At 70.2% G+C, this 17,028-nt stretch carries 16 protein-coding genes; 8 read left to right on the top strand and 8 right to left on the bottom strand.

What is annotated here, in order from left to right; translation table 11 throughout:
• A partial coding sequence (locus tag JGS39_RS22955; RefSeq protein WP_219571270.1) for a tetratricopeptide repeat protein occupies positions 1-1,422 on the top strand: 1,422 nt, incomplete at its 5' end.
• Positions 1,423-1,614: 192 nt separating this feature from the next.
• Positions 1,615-2,031, top strand: a complete 417-nt coding sequence (locus JGS39_RS22950) for an LppU/SCO3897 family protein (protein WP_219571269.1) — start codon at positions 1,615-1,617, stop codon at positions 2,029-2,031.
• A gap of 78 nt (positions 2,032-2,109) precedes the next feature.
• On the opposite strand, the gene hppD is transcribed toward JGS39_RS22950, so the two are convergent.
• On the bottom strand, positions 2,110-3,255 hold the full coding sequence (gene hppD / locus JGS39_RS22945) for a 4-hydroxyphenylpyruvate dioxygenase (protein ID WP_219571268.1): 1,146 nt from the start codon (positions 3,253-3,255) through the stop codon (positions 2,110-2,112).
• A 132-nt stretch (positions 3,256-3,387) separates the two neighbouring features.
• Between hppD and JGS39_RS22940 the strand changes: the two genes are divergently transcribed.
• From JGS39_RS22940 to JGS39_RS22920, 5 genes are read left to right on the top strand one after another with little or no spacing between them, the layout of a single operon-like run.
• On the top strand, positions 3,388-3,861 hold the full coding sequence (locus tag JGS39_RS22940; protein ID WP_026241547.1) for an Lrp/AsnC family transcriptional regulator: 474 nt from the start codon (positions 3,388-3,390) through the stop codon (positions 3,859-3,861).
• Positions 3,862-3,876: 15 nt separating this feature from the next.
• The gene (locus JGS39_RS22935) at positions 3,877-4,524 is read left to right on the top strand and encodes an ABC transporter permease (RefSeq protein ID WP_219571267.1); all 648 of its coding nucleotides are present in this window, start codon (positions 3,877-3,879) and stop codon (positions 4,522-4,524) included.
• Positions 4,517-5,779, top strand: coding sequence for an ABC transporter ATP-binding protein (locus tag JGS39_RS22930; protein WP_219571266.1), 1,263 nt, complete (start codon positions 4,517-4,519; stop codon positions 5,777-5,779). The genes JGS39_RS22935 and JGS39_RS22930 overlap by 8 nt, the downstream gene beginning before the upstream one ends.
• Entirely contained in the window at positions 5,776-6,660 is an 885-nt protein-coding gene (locus JGS39_RS22925) for an ABC transporter permease (RefSeq protein WP_219571265.1), read from the top strand. The genes JGS39_RS22930 and JGS39_RS22925 overlap by 4 nt, the downstream gene beginning before the upstream one ends.
• Positions 6,657-7,637, top strand: coding sequence for a glycine betaine ABC transporter substrate-binding protein (locus JGS39_RS22920; RefSeq protein ID WP_219571264.1), 981 nt, complete (start codon positions 6,657-6,659; stop codon positions 7,635-7,637). Before JGS39_RS22925 ends, JGS39_RS22920 begins: the two co-directional genes overlap by 4 nt.
• A gap of 36 nt (positions 7,638-7,673) precedes the next feature.
• Here JGS39_RS22920 and JGS39_RS22915 read toward each other — a convergent pair whose 3' ends face one another.
• The 4 genes from JGS39_RS22915 to JGS39_RS22900 form a co-directional block, all read right to left on the bottom strand.
• Entirely contained in the window at positions 7,674-8,462 is a 789-nt protein-coding gene (locus JGS39_RS22915) for a S16 family serine protease (RefSeq protein ID WP_219571263.1), read from the bottom strand.
• Between the two features lie 287 nt (positions 8,463-8,749).
• Positions 8,750-9,391 (bottom strand): IclR family transcriptional regulator, encoded by a 642-nt coding sequence (locus JGS39_RS22910; RefSeq protein WP_219571262.1) that lies wholly within the window; start codon positions 9,389-9,391, stop codon positions 8,750-8,752.
• A gap of 336 nt (positions 9,392-9,727) precedes the next feature.
• On the bottom strand, positions 9,728-11,740 hold the full coding sequence (locus JGS39_RS22905) for a hypothetical protein (protein ID WP_219571261.1): 2,013 nt from the start codon (positions 11,738-11,740) through the stop codon (positions 9,728-9,730).
• A gap of 117 nt (positions 11,741-11,857) precedes the next feature.
• On the bottom strand, positions 11,858-13,477 hold the full coding sequence (locus tag JGS39_RS22900; RefSeq protein WP_219571260.1) for a WxL domain-containing protein: 1,620 nt from the start codon (positions 13,475-13,477) through the stop codon (positions 11,858-11,860).
• A gap of 291 nt (positions 13,478-13,768) precedes the next feature.
• Between JGS39_RS22900 and JGS39_RS22895 the strand changes: the two genes are divergently transcribed.
• Complete coding sequence (locus tag JGS39_RS22895; RefSeq protein ID WP_219571259.1) at positions 13,769-14,320, top strand: hypothetical protein; 552 nt, start codon at positions 13,769-13,771, stop codon at positions 14,318-14,320.
• Positions 14,321-14,401: 81 nt separating this feature from the next.
• Here JGS39_RS22895 and JGS39_RS22890 read toward each other — a convergent pair whose 3' ends face one another.
• The 3 genes from JGS39_RS22890 to JGS39_RS22880 all read right to left on the bottom strand — a co-directional run bounded on the left by JGS39_RS22890 (position 14,402) and on the right by JGS39_RS22880 (position 16,921).
• Positions 14,402-16,183, bottom strand: coding sequence for a DEAD/DEAH box helicase (locus tag JGS39_RS22890; RefSeq protein WP_136325518.1), 1,782 nt, complete (start codon positions 16,181-16,183; stop codon positions 14,402-14,404).
• 151 nt (positions 16,184-16,334) lie between these two features.
• Positions 16,335-16,724: a type II toxin-antitoxin system death-on-curing family toxin gene (locus tag JGS39_RS22885; protein ID WP_219571258.1), complete on the bottom strand. Its 390-nt coding sequence runs from the start codon at positions 16,722-16,724 to the stop codon at positions 16,335-16,337.
• Entirely contained in the window at positions 16,721-16,921 is a 201-nt protein-coding gene (locus JGS39_RS22880; RefSeq protein ID WP_219571257.1) for a ribbon-helix-helix protein, CopG family, read from the bottom strand. Before JGS39_RS22880 ends, JGS39_RS22885 begins: the two co-directional genes overlap by 4 nt.
• Positions 16,922-17,028 lie beyond the last annotated feature (107 nt).

The raw sequence follows: 17,028 nt of genomic DNA, 5'->3' as shown, positions 1-17,028 counted from the left end.
GCGCTCATCGGGGACCGGCAGAAGTGGGTCGGTACCCATCCTTCGGACGCGCGGTCGTGGGCGGTGCTCGGGTCGGCGTACGTGGAGTGGGGGCGGCGGGCCTCGGACGCGGCGTACTACACCCGGGCCGAGCAGGCGCTGAAGCGGTCGCTGAACGTGCAGCCGGGTGAGCGCGGCAACGAGGCGGCCTGGGTGGGCCTCGCCTCGCTCGCCAACGCCCGGCACGACTTCGTGACGGCGAAGAAGTGGGGCGAGACCGTACGGGCGCGGCTGCCCAAGCAGTGGGCCGTGTACCCGGAGCTGATCGACGCGTACAACGGCCTCGGTGACTACAAGTCGGCGACGAAGGCGGTGGAGAAGTACGCGGAGCTGCGGTCCGGTGTCCCGTCGCTGGGTCTGACGGCGGAGATGTACCGGGACCGGGGCTGGCGCGAGGACGCGCTGGCCACCGCGCAGGACGCCGCGAACCGGGCGAGGACGCCGGCGGAGAAGGCGGCCTGTCTGTCCCGGCTGGGTGAGCTGGCGTGGGAGCGGGGTGAGCCGGAGGAGGCGGTGGCCCAGTACGGGGCCGCGCTGCGCACCGACCCCGCCCATCACGCGTCCCTCGCCGGCCGGGCCCGTGCGCTGGCGGCCCTGGGCCGCACGGACGAGGCGCAGCGCGACTACCAGGCGGCTCTGAAGAAGTCGCCGCGCCCGGCCTATCTGCTGGAGCTGGGCGAGCTGTACGAGTCGCTCGGCCTGGACGGCGACTCGGCCGACCAGTACACGAAGCTGCGCGCGGCCCTGGCCGCCGGCAAGGAGCGGGGCGTGGACGAGTCGCTGCTCCTGGGCCGCTTCGAGGCCGCCCACGGGGACGCGGCCGCTGCGGTGGAGCTGCTGCGGGCGGAGTGGGACCGCGGCCACCACAGCGCGGCGGTGGCCGATGCGCTGGGCTGGGCGCTGCACCGCTCGGGCGATCCGGACACGGCGCTGGAGTACGCGGAGCAGGCGGTCGACTCGGGCGGTCAGAACGCGTCGTACGCGTACCACCTGGGCATGGTCCAGCGGGCGTTGCGGGACTTCGGTCCGGCCCGCCGCCATCTGGAGGAGGCGCTGCGCACCAACCCGCAGTTCTCGCCGCTGGACGCGCCGCGGGCGCAGGAGGCGCTGGACACGCTGGGGCTGCCTCCGGCAGGCGGTCCGCAGGACATGCAGCCGGCCGCGCCGCCGGTGCCCGAGCCGTCGCGGGAGCCGTCACCGGCCAGGGATCCGGAGCCCGCTCCGGTGACGCCCGAGGCGCCGGCCGGGGAGGCCGCGCAGGCTCCGGGTGAGGCTCCGGCCGCCGCTGCCGGTCCGCCGGGCCGGCAGGCGAAGCCGGGCGCGCCGAAGGCGGCTGCCACACCGGTCAAGCCGTCGGCCCCCAAGTCACCGGCGGGCCGCTGACACCCGTACCGCGGCCGCACGGCAGGAGGGGCGGGCCGGGTCTCCGGCCCGCCCCTCCTCGCTCGGAAGACCCTCGGCCCGACGGGCCGGGCCCGTCCCCCCGGCGCCGCTGTCACGGCTTTTATCTGTTCCTTACATTCTCCGGTATCGTGCGCGCGTTCGATCTTCTTGCAAACTCAAGGAAAACCGCCGATGAGCGTTCCGACGCCCCCCTCCGCCCCGCAGTACCCGCAGTTCCCGCAGGGGCAGCCCGCGCAGGGGGCCGCACCCGCGCCGCCCGCCGCGCCGCCGAAGAAGAACATGCTGAAGAAGGTGCTCGGCGTCGTCGTCATGATCGTCGTCGCCGTGGCGGTCAAGCTCGGCATCGGTTACGCCTTCGGCGACTCACCGGTGCGCGCCGAGGTCGGCGACTGCGTCCAGGTCACCGGCGCCGAGACCAGCCCCGAGGTCGAGACCAAGGGGTGCGAGGACGCCGACGCCAACTACAAGGTCGTCAAGGTCATCGAGAACACCTTCGACACCAACGCCTGCACCGTCGGCGAGGCGGCGCTCGCCCAGGAGTGGGACGCCGACAAGTTCGTCCTCTGCCTGGACCGTGTGAAGAAGTAGGACCGCGGCGGGTGACACGACGGGCGGGCCGGAGACATCCGGCCCGCCCGTTCCGCTGTGCCTGCGCGCGTCAGACGGTCAGAGGTTGCCGCGCTTCTCCTGCTCGCGCTCGATCGCCTCGAACAGGGCCTTGAAGTTGCCCTTGCCGAAGCCCATCGAGCCGTGGCGCTCGATCATCTCGAAGAAGACGGTCGGCCGGTCCTGGACCGGCTTGGTGAAGATCTGCAGCAGGTAGCCGTCCTCGTCGCGGTCGACGAGGATCTTCAGCTCGCGCAGGGTCTCCACGGGCACCCGGGTCTCGCCCGCCCACTCGCCGAGGGTGTCGTAGTACGAGTCCGGGGTGTCGAGGAACTGGACGCCCGCGGCGCGCATCGCCTTCACCGAGGCGACGATGTCGTTCGTGGCGAGCGCCATGTGCTGGACACCGGCGGCGCCGTAGAACTCCAGGTACTCGTCGATCTGCGACTTCTTCTTGGCGATGGCCGGCTCGTTGATCGGGAACTTGACCTTGAGCGTGCCGTCGGCGACGACCTTGGACATGAGCGCGGAGTACTCGGTGGCGATGTCGTCGCCCACGAACTCCTTCATGTTCGTGAAGCCCATGACCTTGTTGTAGAACGCGACCCACTCGTTCATGCGACCGAGTTCGACGTTGCCGACGCAGTGGTCGATGGCCTGGAAGAAGCGCTTGGCCGGCGGCTCGACGATCGGATCGGCGGCGACGTAGCCGGGCAGGTACGGGCCGTCGTAGCCGGTGCGCTCGACGAGGGTGTGGCGGGTCTTGCCGTACGTGGCGATGGCGGCGCGCACGACCGTGCCGTGCTCGTCCTTCGTCTCGTAGGGCTCCTCGATGCCCGTGGCGCCGTGCTCGACGGCGTAGGCGTATGCGGCACGCGCGTCGGGAACCTCGATGGCGAGGTCGATGACACCGTCGCCGTGCGCCGCGACATGGTCCTCCAGGAAGTGGCCCCAGTCGGAGGACGCCTTGACCACGGAGGTGAGGACGAAGCGGGCGGAGCCGCTCGTGAGGACGTAGCCGGCGGTCTCGCGGCTGCCGGTCTCCGGTCCGGAGTAGGCGACCAGCTTCATGCCGAAGGCCGTCGAGTAGAAGTGCGCGGCCTGCTTGGCGTTGCCGACGGCGAAGACGACCGCGTCCATTCCCTTGACCGGGAAGGGATCGGCCTGCCGGGCGGTGTCAGGGGTGCTGTGCATCGTCTCAGTCATGTCCGAAGGTTCTCGCCGCTTCGCAAGGTGCGCAACAGTTCGTGAATTCGCTGGTCAATCTGTCCACCACTTGGCCATGATGGGCGGACGATCTGTACATGATGACCATCACAGGAACCTCGGAGGCCGACGGTGGCGATCGATCATCTCGACGGGCGGCTGATCGTGCTGCTGGCCCGCGAACCCCGGATAGGCGTCCTGGAGGCGTCGCGCCGGCTCGGCGTGGCGCGCGGCACGGTGCAGGCGCGGCTGGACCGGCTTCAGTCCAATGGCGTCATCCGCGGTTTCGGCCCCGACGTCGACCCGGCGGCACTGGGCTATCCGGTGACCGCGTTCGCGACACTGGAGATCAAGCAGGGCCAAGGCGCCGACGTACGGGCCCACTTGGGCGGTGTACCGGAGGTCCTGGAGCTGCACACCACGACCGGGCACGGCGACATGTTCTGCCGGCTCGTAGCCCGTTCCAACGCCGACCTCCAGCGAGTGATCGACCGGGTTGTCGGATTTGATGGCATTGTCCGGGCCTCCACGGCCATCGTCATGGAGAACCCCGTACCCCTGCGCATCATCCCGCTCGTCGAACAGGCGGCGCAGGACACCGACTGAGCCGAGGAGTGACGTGTGAGCTTCTGGGAGTACCTCGGGAACCGGCACCAGCAGTTGCTCACCGACGCGTTCCAGCACGCCAGTGCCGTCTTCCAGTGCATGGTCATCGCCACCGTCCTAGGCGTCCTGATCGGGGTCGTCAGCTATCGCAGCGGCTGGGGCTCCTCGGTGGCGATCACCTCGACGGCGACCGTCCTGACCATTCCGTCCCTCGCCGCGATCGGTCTGCTGATCCCGCTGGTCGGACTCGGGGTGGCGCCGACGGTGATCACCCTGACGCTGTACGGGCTGCTGCCGATCGTCCGTAACTCCATCGTCGGCCTGCGCGGCGTCGACCCTTCGCTCGTGGACGCGGCGAAGGGCATCGGGATGTCGCGGATCACCCGGCTCCGCAAGGTGGAACTTCCGCTCGCCTGGCCGCCGATCCTCACCGGCATCCGGGTCTCCACCCAGATGCTGATGGGGATCGCCGCCATCGCCGCGTACGCCTCCGGGCCCGGCCTCGGCAACGAGATCTTCCGCGGAATCGCCTCGCTGGGCAGTGCCAACGCCATCAACTCGGTGCTCGCGGGCACGCTCGGCATCGTCATCCTCGCCCTGCTCTTCGACGCCGCGTACGTGCTGCTGGGGCGGCTCACCATCCCGAGGGGGATCCGTGTCTGAGACCGTCGCCGCGACCGAACCCGAACCGGCCGCCCACGCCACCTCCGGCGCGACCATCCAGCTGGAGGACCTGACCAAGATCTATCCGGGCACCCCCAGCCCCGCCGTGGACAACGTGTCGATGGACATCAAGGCCGGCGAGACCGTCATCTTCGTGGGCCCGTCCGGATGCGGGAAGTCGACCACCCTGAAGATGATCAACCGGCTGATCGAGCCGTCCTCCGGCCGGATCCGGATCGGCGACGAGGACGTCACCGACATCGATCCGGTGAAGCTGCGCCGGAAGATCGGGTACGCGATCCAGTCGTCCGGGCTCTTCCCGCACATGACGGTCGCCGAGAACATCGCCCTCGTGCCGAAGATGGTGGGCTGGTCGAAGTCGAAGGTGAAGGACCGGGTCGAGGAGATGCTCGACCTGGTCGGGCTCGACCCGCGCGAGTTCCACGGCCGCTATCCGCGCGCGCTCTCCGGTGGACAGCAGCAACGTGTGGGCGTGGCACGGGCGCTGGCCGCCGATCCGCCGGTGCTGCTGATGGACGAACCGTTCGGCGCGGTGGACCCGATCACCCGCGACCACCTCCAGGACGAGCTGATCCGGCTCCAGCACGAACTCCACAAGACGATCGTCTTCGTCACGCACGACTTCGACGAGGCGATCAAGCTGGGCGACCGCATCGCCGTACTGCGCGAGCACTCGCACATCGCGCAGTTCGACACCCCGGAGGCCATCCTCACCAACCCGACGGACGACTTCGTCTCCGGATTCGTCGGCGCCGGCGCTGCGCTGAAGCGGCTCAACCTCACCCGCGTACGGGATGTGGAGATCGCCGAGTTCCCGACGGTGACGGTCGACGACCCGCTCCAGTCCATCTTCAACAAGCTGCGCAGCGGCCCGCACAACGAGCTGCTGATGCTGGACCGCAGAAACCGCCCTTACAAGTGGCTGCGGCGCGGTGACCTGATGCGGGCCCGCGGTTCGCTGGCGCGTGCCGGGCAGCTGGTGCACGACACGGTGACCAGGGACGCGACGCTGCACGACGCGCTGGAGGCGGTGCTGACCGACAGCGGCGGGCGGGTCGCGGTGACGGGCCGGCGCGGTGAGTTCATCGGCGTCGTCGACATGCAGACCCTGATGAACTCCGTGCACGAGCTCCTGGAGGCCGACCGGCTGACCGCCATCGAGCACCAGCACGATCTGGAGGAGCTTCGCACTCACCAGACCGTCCAGGAGCTGGAGGGCGGTGCGGGCGCATGAGCAACGACTCCCCGTCCGGCCCCCGCTCCCCCAGGAACGCCCCCGCGTCCGACCGGGACCGCCCGCCGGGCGAGCACGACGTCAAGGGCCTCGCCTTCCACGACGAGGAGGAGGAACCCTCCCCGCCACCGGCCGGCCGGCCGCGCCGCTTCACATGGCGCAAGCTGGTGGTCGTGCCTGCCGCGCTCGCGGTGGTGCTGGTCATCACGTACGTGTGGATCACGAACGTCGAGCTCGACTCCATCGCGGAGAACTCCCTGGCCGGTGACACGGTCCAGCTGCGGTGGTGGCAGCACGTCAGGCTGACGGCCATCTCGACGTTCTGGGTGCTGATCATCGCCATTCCGCTGGGCATCGCGCTGACCCGGCGCGGTCTGAGCAAGGCCGCACCGGTAGTGACCGCGATCGCCAACATCGGGCAGGCGACCCCGGCGATCGGTCTGCTGGCACTGCTGGTGATCTGGCTGGGCATCGGCCCCTCGACCGCCATCACCGGCATGGTGATCTACGCGGTTTTGCCGGTGCTCTCCAACACGGTGGCCGGACTGAAGGCGATCGAACCGACGCTGGTGGAGGCCTCGCGCGGCATCGGCATGTCGGCGATGGGGACGCTCAGGAAGGTCGAACTCCCCCTCGCCGTCCCGCTGATCCTGGCCGGCGTACGGACCGCGCTGGTGCTGAACGTGGGCACGGCGACCCTGGCGACGTTCGGCGGTGGCGGCGGGCTCGGTGACCTGATCACGTCCGGTATCCAGACGCAGCGCATGCCGGTGCTGGTGCTCGGCTCCGTGCTGACGGTGGTGCTGGCCCTGCTGGTGGACTGGCTGGCGTCCCTGGTCGAGGTGGCGCTGACGCCGCGCGGACTGGAGGTCGGGCAATGAGGAAGCGACGCGTGCGTACGGTCCTGGCCGGAGCGGCCGCTCTGGCCCTGGCGCTGGCGGGTTGCGGGCTGAAGAGCGGCTCGCCGATGGTGGACGACGTGACGCCCGGCAAGCTCGGCGGGGGTCAGTCACTGGACGGCGCCTCGCTGACCGTCACCTCGAAGAACTTCAGCGAGAACATCATCCTGGGCCAGATGATCGGCCTGATCTTCAAGGCCGCGGGGGCGGAGGTCCTGGACCGGACGAACCTGCCGGGCTCGATCAGTGCCCGCGAGGCGATCGTCCAGGGCGACGCCGATGCGATGTACGAGTACACGGGCACCGGCTGGATCACGTACCTGGGCCACGCCAAGCCGATCACGGACCCGCTGAAGCAGTGGGAGGCGGTACGCGCCGAGGACCGGAAGAACGGGGTGACGTGGCTGCCGCAGTCCACCCTGAACAACACCTACGCACTCGCCATCAGCAAGAAGAACAACGCGAAGTACCACCTGAAGACGCTCTCCGACGTCGCCGCGCTGACGAAGAAGAACCCCTCGGCGGTGACGATCTGCGTGGAGAACGAGTTCGCCTCCCGCGACGACGGGCTGCCCGGGATGGAGAAGGCGTACGGGATGTCGATCCCGGCCGCCAACATCAAGAAGATGGACGCGGGCATCGTCTACACCCAGGTGTCGAAGTCCGACTCCTGCCTGCTGGGCGAGGTGTTCACCACGGACGGGCGCATCAAGGCGATGAACCTGGACGTGCTGACGGACAACAAGCACTTCTTCCCGAACTACAACGCGGCGCCCGTCATCCACACCGCGACGTTCGAGAAGTACCCGGTGATCGCCGCCCTGTTGGACCCGCTCAGCGCCCGGCTGACCACGGAGGTCGCGCAGGTGCTGAACGCCAAAGTGGACGTGGAGGGCGAGGACCCGCACGAGGTGGCGAAGGACTGGCTGATCCAAGAGGGGTTCATCGAGGCGGGGTGAGGGGACGCGCGGCGCCCGGCGCCCGTACGGTCCGGATCAGCAGCTCGGGATCCTGCCCCCGTGGTCGAGCGCCCGCAGCGAGTCCACCGCGCCCTTCAGGGTCGTGACCGGGATCAGCCGGAGGCCCTTCGGCAGTTCGGACTTCGCCTCCTTGCACTCGGCCTTCGGTACGAGGAACACGGTCGCCCCGTCCCGTCGGGCCGCCTGCGTCTTGAGCGAGACACCGCCGACCGCGCCGACGTCGCCGTCCGCCTCGATCGTGCCCGTACCGGCGACGGTGCGGCCGCCGGTGAGATCGCCGCCGGAGCCGTCGCCGTCGAGCTTGTCGACGACGCCGAGCGCGAAGAACAGCCCGGCGCTGGGGCCGCCCACGTCCGCCAGGTGCAGGGTCACGTCGACCGAGCCGGGCTTCTTGCCGAGATAGTTCAGGGCGGCGTCGACCGCGGAGTCCTGCGACTGGGCCATGTCGTCGAGGTTGTGCTTCTCGATCTCCTTCTCGGAGCCGCCCGACGGGTAGACGGAGTCGCGCGGCATGACCGCCCGGTCCGTGCGGAACCAGCTGTCGATCACATCACCGATCCCGACATCGGCGGTGGGCCCGGTGGCCACGATCGTCGTCATCCGCAGCTGGCCCTCGGTGGGCCGGGTCGGGGTGCCCTCGATGCTGATCACGGGGGTGCCGTGGTCGTCGCCGAGCACGTTCGCCGTCGTCCCCGGCTGCGCCAGCGTGAACGGCAGCGGCGCGAAGGCGGCGACGCCGAAGAGGGCGAGGACGGGGAGGGCGCACAGGGCGAGGGTGCGGGGGCGCGAGTGGCGTGTGAACACCCACCCAATCTAACGGGCCGCGCCGTGCGCCCGGTCGCGGGCACATCTGGGCCGGGCAGCGGCATCGGGGGCCGGGCTGCCGTATCTGGGGCCGGGCAGCGGCATCTGAGGCCGGGCTGCCGCATCGGGACAGCCCGGCGAATCCGGCCCGCCCGGCGATTGGGGGTGGAACCCGTGCGCGGGGTAGGGCGCTCCCGGGGAGCAGGGCCCCGCCCCGACCGGTTCCGTCCTCGGACGCCGGACGGGCCGGCCGGGCCCTCCCGGCCCGGGGGCCCCGCCGCCCCGCGCTAGCGAAGCGCGTCCGCGACCTCGCGTGCCGCGTCCACCACCCGCGGTCCGACCCGTTCCGGGACCGCGTCCGCGAGCATCACCACTCCGACGCTGCCCTCGACCCCCGTCACCCCCATCAGCGCGGCCGCGGCCCCGCTCGCCCCCGCTTCGAGTTCTCCCTGGGTGAGCGTGAACGCCGTCTCGCCCACCGGCTTCGCCCGGGCGGCGAGGATGGCCCGGCCCGCGGCACCCCGGTCGAGCGGGTGGCGGAAGCCGGCCCGGTAGGCCACGTGGTAGTCCGTCCAGGTCGGTTCGACGACCGCGACGGCGAGCGCGTCCGTGCCGTCGACCAGCGTGAGGTGCGCGGTGGCCCCGATGTCCTCGGCCAGCGAGCGCAGCGCGGGCAGCGCGGCCTCCCGGACGAGCGGATGGACCTGACGGCCCAGGCGCAGCACGCCCAGCCCGACGCGCGCCCGGCCGCCCAGGTCCCTGCGTATCAGAGTGTGCTGTTCCAGTGTGGCGAGCAGACGGTAGACCACGGTGCGGTTCACGCCGAGTTTGTTGGACAACTCGGTGACCGTCAGGCCGTGGTCGGTGTCGGCGAGCAGTTTGAGGACACGCAGTCCTCGGTCGAGCGTCTGGGAGGTCTCCGCGGTCACGACGCCCTCTCCTCTTTGGTGAGCGGCGGCGGCTGTTCCCACGGGTTGTGCGCCACCGGTCCCAGCGGCGACGCACGGAGAGGCCGCCGGCCTGGCCAAGGCACCGGCTGCGCTCCGCGGCGGCACTGCCACGGGGCGTTCACATTTTTGGGACAGTAGCGAGCCAGTCCGCTCAGCGGAAGACCTCGTCCAGAATCCGGGCGCCCAAGAAGACGCGCCCGTACCCGAAACGCATAACCGCCGGTCAGCGGGGCGTCGGCCGAACGGCGCGCATCTACGCGCGTCCAGGTCGACCGACTCCCTCGCGACGCTCCGTACACCGGATGTGAACCGGCGTTAACTCACCGTGAACAATTGCTGGACAGTTTTTCCGTTCACGAGCACCTCGCAGGCCCTGATCGCCTTCGTCGCCGGGTCCCGGACGGTGAAGTTGAGGGCGAACGTGCCGTCGAGTCCGATGACCCGGGTGACATAGGAGTCGGCGGTCTGCTTGCCGTCCGCGGTGCGTCCGGTGACGGAGACCGTGGCGACGGGCGCGAAGCCGCGGCCGGTCACCTGGACCACCGTGCCGGGCGGGCCCTCGGGCGGCGAGAGCGCGAACGAGGCGCCGGCCGGGACGGTGCCGTCCTGGACGGTGAAGGCCGCTGTTTCCGTGCGCGGGTTGACGAGGACCTCGCGGACCCGGATCGCGACGGTGTCGGCCGCGTTGACGGTGAAGGTCTGCGAGAACGCGCCGTCGAGGCCGACCACCTTGGTGCGTACGGAGTCGGAGGTCTTCGAACCGTCCGCCCGCAGCCCGGTGATGGAGACGGTCGCCACCTTCGCGAAGCCCTGGCCGAGCACGGTGACCGAGGTGCCCCTGGGTCCGGACGCCGGGGTGAGGACGACGAAGGTCGGGGCGACGGTCAGCTGGGTGAGGGCCTGTTGTCCGCCTGCGGTGACCTGGAGCGCGTAGACGCCCCGGGCGGTGGATCCGGCGGCGGTGACCGTACCGGAGAGGCTGCCGTTGGCGGCGATCCGCAGGGTGGAGCCGCTGATGCCGGCGGCGTTGCAGCCGGTGCCGTCGGCGGCGCACAGGGCGGCGGCGGGGGTGACGCCGGAGGGCCAACCGTCACCGGAGACGGCGATCGAGCCGCCCGGCTTGACCTTGGCCGTGCCCGCGGAGAGCGTCGCGGTGGCCTCGGTGACGGTGAACGGTGTGGTCAGTACGGTCGCCGGGTCGTTGGCCTCGTCGACCTGGATCGAGGCGATCGCCGGGTCCGAGACGGTGAAGTCGACGGAGAACGTGCCGTCGGGCCGGCTCTTCACGTAGACGGCGGTCTCGTCGAGCGTCGCCCCGGTGGCGTCGAGGCCCACGGTGTTGATCCACCGGTCCTGGTAGTAGTCGCTGCCGGTGACGGCGATGACGCTGCCGACGGGGCCGCTGCCGCGGGACAGGGCGATCGCACGGGGGCCGTCGGGGACGAAGGCCCGGACGGTCAGGGGCGCGGTCGTCTCCTTCGTACCGTCGCCGACCTTCACGAGGTACGAGCCGTCCGGCACCGTGCCGGCCGCGGCGAGCACGGCGCTGCCGGTCAGCTGCCCGGAGCCGTTGATGGCGAGGGAACTGCTCGCGAACTTCCCGGCGTCGCAGCCGCCGCCGTCCGCCGCGCAGAGCGACGGTACGGGGGTGGCGCCCGCGGTCCAGCGGCTGCCCGACAGGGCGACCGCGGTGGACGGCCTGACCGCCGTGGTAGGGGCGATGAGGGTGGCGGGCTGCCCGGCGCTGCCCTCGGCCGTCACGGTGCCGATGGGGCCGCCGCCCGAGATGACCTCACAGGTGGTCGTGTAGTTGGAGCCGAGCACCTTGGTGCGGGTGATGTTGCGCAGCGGGGTGAAGGTGATCGGGCCGCTCGCGTTGGCGGGGATGAGGAAGTCCCCCTCGTACGGCGGTATCTCGATCGGCTTCCCGGACGGGACGTCGAGGGTGACCTCGGGTCCGGTGACGGTGACCGTGCCGGTGGCGCCGCCGGACATGGCGAGGTCGACGCTCGGGGTGGTGGGCACGTCGTTGAGGCTGAGTCCGCTGGTGGCGGGGGACGGACCGAGCTTCACCTTGGCGTGCACCTTGCCGCCCGGGTCGACGACGTCGGGGGTCAGTTCGATGTCGAAGGTCTGGGGCCCGGTCGCCTCGCCCTGTCCGGCGGGCAGGGTGCAGTGGACGGTCGGGGTGATGGTGCCGGCGTGGGCGAGGGGTGCGAGCGCGACGGTTGTGCCGGTCCAGGCGAGTAAGGCTCCGGCGCCGAGGGCGACGGCGCGGCGCCATGCCGGGCTGCCCGGTCTTCCGGTCGGTCTGCGATGCGCGAACATGCGGCTCCTTCAAAGGAAACGGAATGCGGCTGATCCGAATGCGGAATGGACGACGCCCGTCTGCTCCATTGCCGTACGGAACAGACGGGCGTCTTCGGTGCTTTCTCTCGCGACCCTTTACAGCAGGGTCAGCGTGAGGGTGGCGCTGTAATCTCCGGGCCGGGTGAATTCGGGAACCGTGAGGGCGAGACCCGCCTCGGCGTCGAACTTTCCGCCGGTGAACGGACGTGATCCGTCCGGATTCATCCGGCAGAGGCTCGCCGCCTCGCTCCCGAGCACGGTGGGCGATCCGGCGACCGGCGCCCCCACGCTCCCGTCCTGTGCCGTGCAAGCCGGCGCCCACCGCACCGCTCCGGCCGGGATGGTGTTCCCGTCGGCGCTCGTGAAGCCGGTGAGGGTGGCGGTCAGCGACCAGCCGCTGTTCACGCCACGGGCGTCCTGCACCTCCACCCGGTTGAGGTGGGCCCGCTGCACACCGCTGTCCGCGCCCAGGACCGTCGTACCGAAGTCGACGGTGTCACCGTCCTGGGTCATGGACAGCGTTCCCGCCCTGACCTGGGTGGACAGTTGCTGCTCGGCCGTGCTGCCGTCCCCGCCGCCACCGGTTGTGACGGTGAACGGGGCGGTGCGTACGGTCGCCGGGTCGTTGCCCTCGTCGGCCTGGACGGCGGCGACGGCGTCGGAGGTGACGGTGAACTCGACGGCGAAGGTGCCGTCCGTGCCGCTCTTGGCGTAGACCGCGCTGTCGTCGAGCGTGCTGCCCGCGGCGTCGAGGCCGATGACGTTGATCCAGCGGTCCGGGTTGTAGTTCCGGCCGCTGACGGTGATCACGCTGCCGACCGGGCCGCTGTCCGCCGACAGCTCTATCTCGCGGTTGCCGGCCGCGACGGCCCGGACCGTGAGGGGGGCGGTGGCCTCCTTCGTCCCGTCGTTGACCTTCACCTCGTAGCTGCCGTCGGGAACCGCTCCGGCCTCGCCGAGGGTCGCGGTGCCGGTGAGCGTGCCGTAGGAGTCGATCCTGAGGGCGTGGGCGACGAACTTCAGCGGGTCGCAGCCCCCACCGCCCACCGCGCACAGGGACGGCACGGGAGAGGCGTCCGGGGTCCATCCCGAACCGCGCAGCTTCACGGCGGTGTTCGGGCGTACCGGGTCGGCGGGCGCGGTCAGGGTGGCGGGCTCCGCCGCGGAGCCCTCCGCGGTGACCGTGCCGATGGAGCCGCCGCCGTCGACGATGTCGCAGGGCGTCTCGAAGACCGATCCGAACACCTTCGTCTGCGTCAGCGTGCGGATCGGAGCCAGCGAGATCTCGCCCGAGGCGTCCGCCGGAATCAGGAAGTCACCTTCGAACGGGGGGAACTCCATGGGCGTGTTGACCGGGACGTTCATGGCGAACTCGGCGCCCCGCACCGTGACGGTGCCCGTGGCCCCGCCGGACATCGCCAGGTCGAGGCTGATGGTGGTCGGCACGTCCTCCAGGGCGATCTGGCTGGTGGCCGGGGACGGGCCCAGTGTCACCTTCGCGTGCACCTTGCCACCCGGTTCGACGACGGCCGGCGACAGTTCGACGGTCATCTCCTGCGGCCCGGTCGCCTCGCCCTGGCCCGCGGGCAGGACACAGTGCACGGTCGGGGTCACCGTGCCGGCCGCGGCTGCCGGAACGGCCGGCGGGGACGGTGCGGCCGTCGCCCCGACGCAGGTCAGTGACAGCACGAAGCAGGCCGCGAGCAGACCGGTCACACCGGGTCTTCGTCGTCGGATCACCTGACACCCTTTCATGGACCATTGATTGCGCACATTGAGGAGGTCACGTGCAGAGAAGTCAAGAGAGAGCCGATTGATCCTTTCGGAAATGCCCCAAAGGGATTTTGGAAGACGTTCTTCACATACCTGTTGACTTCTTCGAAGATCACCGTTTCACTGCTGCCGACATGCCGGGCCCGGCACGCAGATCCGTACGTACAGCGAAATGCACCGAGTGCAGCGAGACGGCGGATCCACGGAATGCAACCGGAAGGAGTTCCACCCGTCATGTCGATCTCTTCCACCCGCACATCGCATCGAAGACGCCTGCCGCTGGTCCTGGCGGCGGCGTGTTCGGCCGGCGCCCTGCTGGCCCTGTCGTCCCCGACCGCGTCCGCGGTGGTCCCGCTCACCGCGACGGCCACCTTCAACTGCGGCTCGTGGGGCAGCGGTCTCGCCACCCTGACCGCCGCCGACAACGGAACGACCAAGACCATCAAGGTCACGTCCTCGGCGATCACGATGCCGGCCGGCACGAGTGCCGACCCGAACAGCATCACGACGACGCTCAAGATGACCAAGACCGCGGGCGGCGTCACCAGCCAGGTCCAGTTCTCCGCGAAGCTCAACCCCGGTATGAGCGGTGGAAACCCGATCACCCTGGGGCCGCTGAAGCTCAGTTCCGGAACCCTCGCGGCCGGGAACAGCACCAACACCGTGGTGCTGCCCACTCCTCCGAGCTCCACCAACTGGTCACTGCAGATCGTGGCCTCGTCCCCGACGTCCGCCACCGTGCCGTGTGTGGCGACGTCAGCGCTGTCCGCTCCGTTCGTCTGGTAGCGGCCCCCGCATGACGCCGGCCCGGAGCAGGGAACCGCGGTTCCCTGCTCCGGGCCGGTGCGCCGGTGTGCCCCCGCGGACTCACGTCATGCGGGTGGCCCACTCCTGGACCTTCTTGATCCGCTGCTCGATCTGCCCGGCCGTGGCCTCCGCGCTCGGCGGCCCCCCGCACACCCGGCGCAGCTCGGTGTGGATGACCCCGTGCGGCTTGCCGCTCTGGTGCGTGTAGGCGGACACCATGGTGTTCAGCTGCTTGCGCAGCCCCAGCAGCTGCTTGTGCGTGACCACCGGCCGGTCCTCGGCCGGCTTCTCCAGCAGGTCGGCCTCCGAGGCCGGCTTCTGCCGGCTGTGCGCGATCTGCCGGGTCTGGCGCTTCTGGAGCAGCAGCTGCACCTGGTCGGGTTCGAGCAGCCCGGGGATGCCGAGGTAGTCCTGCTCCTCCTCGCTGCCCGGGTGTGCCTGCATGCCGAACTCGGCACCGTCGTACAGCACCCGGTCGAAGACCGCGTCGGACTCCAGCGCCTCGAAGGGCAGCTGCTCCTCGGTCTCCTCGTCCTCCAGCTTCTCGGCGTCGGAGAGGAGCTTGTCCTCCTCGGCGAACGGGTTCTCCTCGTCGCTGCCCTTCTTGGGCTTGTCGAGGACGTGGTCCCGCTCGACCTCCATCTCGTTGGCGAAGTCGAGAAGCATCGGGATCGTCGGTACGAAGACGGAGGCGGTCTCGCCGCGTCTGCGTGAGCGCACGAAGCGGCCGACGGCCTGGGCGAAGAAGAGGGGCGTCGAGATGGTGGTGGCGTACACGCCGACGGCCAGGCGCGGCACGTCGACGCCCTCCGACACCATGCGGACGGCGACCATCCAGCGCGATCCGTCCTCGGTGAACGTGTCGATCTTCTTCGACGCGGCCTTCTCGTCGGAGAGCACGACGGTGGGCTTCTCGCCGGTCACCTTCTTGAGGATCTTGGCGTACTCGCGCGCCGACTCCTGGTCGGTGGCGATGACGAGCCCGCCCGCGTCCGGGATGCCCTTGCGGACCTCGGTGAGCCGTTTGTCGGCGGCGCTGAGGACGTTGGGGATCCAGTCACCGGTGGGCGAGAGCGCGGTGCGCCAGGCCTGTCCGATGGCGTCCTTGGTCATCGGCTCGCCGAGCCGGGCGGCGATCTCGTCCCCGGCCTTGGTGCGCCAGCGCATGTTGCCGCTGTAGCTGAGGAAGATCACGGGGCGGACGACGCCGTCGGCGAGCGCGTTCCCGTAGCCGTAGGTGTAGTCGGCCGATGACCGGCGGATGCCGTCGTTGCCCTCCTCGTACGCGACGAAGGGGATCGGGTTGGTGTCGGAGCGGAACGGCGTGCCGGTGAGGGCGAGCCGGCGGGTCGCCGGGTCGAACGCCTCCTGGCAGGCCTCGCCCCAGGACTTCGAGTCACCGGCGTGGTGGATCTCGTCGAGGATCACCAGGGTCTTGCGCTGCTCGCACCGGTTGCGGTGCAGCATCGGACGGACTCCGACGCCCGCGTACGTGACCGCGACCCCGTGGTACTCCTTGCTCACGGGGCCGGCGCTGTACTCGGGGTCGAGCTTGATCCCTATCCGGGCGGCCGCCTCCGCCCACTGCTTCTTCAGGTGCTCGGTGGGGGCGACGACGGTGATCTGTTGCACGACGTGGTGGTGGAGCAGCCATGAGGCGAGGGTCAGCGCGAAGGTGGTCTTCCCGGCGCCGGGGGTCGCGACGGCGAGGAAGTCGCGCGGCTGCTCCTGGATGTACCTCTCGAGGGCGCCCTGCTGCCAGGCTCGCAGCTTGCCGGCCGTACCCCAGGGGGCGCGGCCGGGAAAGGCGGGTGAGAGGTGGTGGGAGGCGGTAGTAGTCACGGTCTCCGGTTCGGGTCTCTCGGGTACGTGTGGTGCTGTCCGCACGGACCGGGACGGGCCCGTACGCGATACGACAACCGGGCCACCTTACCGGGGGGCGGGGCGCGATCCGCCTCGGACTGCGCCGCCCCGTAGGTAATTGCGACAGCTCTCACACCGCGTCGACGACCAGTTCGCGCAGCCCCTGGGAGATGGCCTTCACCTCGTCCATGTCACCCGTGGCAACGGCGATGACCAGGCGTTCCGCCGCGTCGATGTCGGGGAGAAGATCGACGCCGTTCATCGCCAGAAAGGTCACGCAGGACAGCCAGGCGGTGCGCTCGTTCCCGTCGAAGAGCGGGTGGTTGATCGCCAGGGACTGCAGGAGCGCGGCCGCCTTGTCGATGATGTCCGGATACGCCTCCTCACCGAACATGGCCGCGGACGGCCGATGGGCGGCCGACTCCAGGAGTCCGGCGTCGCGGACCACGATCTGCATGTCCGGGCAGGCGTGCTCGGCGATGACGAGAGTGTCTTCGGCCGCCAGGTAGACGCAGCTCACTTGAGCCGCTCCATGAGCTCGCTCCACTTGGCCGCCTGCTCCTTCGCCGTCTGACGGACGATGGCCTGCTGAGCGGTCCTGGCCAGATAGTCGTCCACGGCCTGGAGCAGTATGGCGTGCATGCTCGTGCCCTCCTGCTCGGCACGCTGCTTGAGGGCTTCGGTCTGGTCGTCACGAAGACGCAGGTTCATGGCCATACCAAAACGGTACTACCGCGTGGGGTCAAACCGGTACCAGCTAAGAAGTGCGCACCCGCCCAGCCACCCAAGCCCCCACCAGCGCCACCCCCGCCATCGGCAGGAAC

The organism is Streptomyces poriferorum (genome assembly GCF_019399235.1).
GTDB classification, from domain to species: Bacteria; Actinomycetota; Actinomycetes; order Streptomycetales; family Streptomycetaceae; genus Streptomyces; species Streptomyces poriferorum.
This window is presented reverse-complemented; position numbering and strand designations above follow the sequence as displayed.

Excerpts from the sequence above, each read along its gene's own strand:
- JGS39_RS22950 (WP_219571269.1), top strand. The coding sequence starts at position 1,615 with ATGAGCGTTCCGACGCCCCCCTCCGCCCCGCAGTACCCGCAGTTCCCG.
- hppD (WP_219571268.1), bottom strand. The coding sequence starts at position 3,255 with ATGACTGAGACGATGCACAGCACCCCTGACACCGCCCGGCAGGCCGAT.
- JGS39_RS22925 (WP_219571265.1), top strand. The coding sequence starts at position 5,776 with ATGAGCAACGACTCCCCGTCCGGCCCCCGCTCCCCCAGGAACGCCCCC.
- JGS39_RS22920 (WP_219571264.1), top strand. The coding sequence starts at position 6,657 with ATGAGGAAGCGACGCGTGCGTACGGTCCTGGCCGGAGCGGCCGCTCTG.
- JGS39_RS22905 (WP_219571261.1), bottom strand. The coding sequence starts at position 11,740 with ATGTTCGCGCATCGCAGACCGACCGGAAGACCGGGCAGCCCGGCATGG.
- JGS39_RS22895 (WP_219571259.1), top strand. The coding sequence starts at position 13,769 with ATGTCGATCTCTTCCACCCGCACATCGCATCGAAGACGCCTGCCGCTG.
- JGS39_RS22880 (WP_219571257.1), bottom strand. The coding sequence starts at position 16,921 with ATGGCCATGAACCTGCGTCTTCGTGACGACCAGACCGAAGCCCTCAAG.